The 1,809-nt window shown below is 62.0% G+C and carries 2 protein-coding genes; both read left to right on the top strand.

Annotated elements, in window-relative coordinates:
* Window positions 1–109 precede the first annotated feature (109 nt).
* The gene (locus GXY33_00585; protein ID NLX03618.1) at window positions 110–754 is read left to right on the top strand and encodes a hypothetical protein; all 645 of its coding nucleotides are present in this window, start codon (window positions 110–112) and stop codon (window positions 752–754) included.
* A 63-nt stretch (window positions 755–817) separates the two neighbouring features.
* Window positions 818–1,809 (top strand): dihydroxy-acid dehydratase (locus tag GXY33_00590; GenBank protein NLX03619.1); only part of this gene is annotated, 992 nt, incomplete at its 3' end.

The raw sequence follows: 1,809 nt of genomic DNA on the forward strand, positions 1-1,809 counted from the left end.
ATTTGCGCCTAAATCCGGATGCCGGGCGAGTTTCCGGCGTTGCGGCGACGGTTTGGCGGGTGGTGCGTTGGACGGCAATGGCATCCGCTGGTGATTGGGAGTATGGCCCATGAAGAGAGCTTTGATCGGAGTGTTGGCGTTGGTGACGTCGTCGGCGGTGTGGGGGTATCCTCAGCCGGCGTTGGTGTCGTCGGCGTGGCAGCTTGACTTTCGTTACGAGAATATCAGGCGGATTAAGGTTTTTGTGCCGGGCGAGGGGGTTCAGAGTTTCTGGTACATGATCTATACGGTAGAGAACAACACCGGTCGGGACGTGGTGTTTCATCCGGAGTTTGCGTTGGTGACGGACGGGCTGGAGGTGCTGCGGTCGCGGGTGAGCGTTCCGCCGGAGGTATTTGGGGCGATCAAGCAGCGTCACGCGCAGACGTATCCGTGGCTTGAGCATCCGCGGGAGTTGGTGGGCAGGATGCTGCAGGGGGAGGACAACGCGCGGGATTCGGTGGCGATCTGGCCGGATTTCGATGTGAAGACGACGCGGTTCGACGTGTTCGTGGAGGGGCTATCGGGTGAGGCGGTGGAGGTGAGGAATCCGCTTTTCGAGGCGGGCAAGAGCGACCCGTCGAAGGTTCAGCCGACTTTTGTGCTTCGCAAGACGCTGATGGTTCCGTATATTCTGCCGACGGATCCGGCGAAGCGGGAGCAGGTGGATCCGGGTCCGGGGTCGCAGCCGACTCAGGAATGGGTGATGCGGTAGCGTCGGGCGGCTGGGGCGTTTTTGGTTCAGAGGCGGAAGTATTTCTCCAGAGGAGATCAAATCGTGCGTTCCGACGTAGTGAAGAAGGGATTCGAACGGGCACCGCATCGCAGTCTTTTCAGGGCGTGCGGGGTGCGGGATGAGGATTTCGGCAAGCCGTTTATCGGGGTGGCGAACAGCTATTGCGAGATCGTGCCGGGGCACGTGCACCTGAACAAGGTGGCTGAGGTGGTCAAGGCGGCGATACGGGAGGCGGGCGGGGTGCCGTTCGAGTTCAACACGATCGCGGTGTGCGACGGGATCGCGATGGGTCACATGGGGATGCGGTACAGCCTGGCGTCGCGCGAGCTGATCGCGGATTCGGTGGAGACGATGGTCCGGGCGCATGCGTTCGACGGGCTGGTGTGCATACCGAATTGCGACAAGATCATACCGGGCATGCTGATGGCGGCTGTGCGGTGTAATATACCGACGATTTTCGCGTCGGGCGGACCGATGGCGGCGGGGAAGCTGTCGGACGGGACGGTGGTCGATCTGATCAGCGTGTTCGAGGGGATCGGCAAGTACAAGCAGGGCGGGATCGGGGACGAGCGACTCAAGGAGATCGAGGACGTGGCGTGTCCGACGTGCGGTTCGTGCAGCGGGATGTTCACCGCCAACAGCATGAACTGTTTGTGCGAGGCGCTGGGGATCGCGCTGCCGGGCAACGGGACTATCTTGGCGAGCAGCAGGGCGGCGCTGAATCCGGAGCGGGTGAAGCTGTTCCAGCAGGCTGGGCGCACCATCATTGACCTGGTCAAGCGGGACCTGAAGCCGCGTGACATCATCACGCTCACAAGCCTCGACAATGCGTTCGTGCTGGATATGGCGATGGGTGGGTCGACCAATACCGTTCTGCACGGTCTGGCGTTGGCGAGCGAGGCGGGCATCGACTATGACCTTGACCGGATCAACAAGCTCTCGGAGCGGACGCCGAATATCTGCAAGGTCTCGCCGTCGAGTCCGTACCACGTGGAGGACGTGGACCGGGCGGGCGGGATTCCGGCGATCATGAA

The sequence above is a fragment of the Phycisphaerae bacterium genome (assembly GCA_012729815.1).
In the GTDB taxonomy this organism is placed as follows: domain Bacteria; phylum Planctomycetota; class Phycisphaerae; order JAAYCJ01; family JAAYCJ01; genus JAAYCJ01.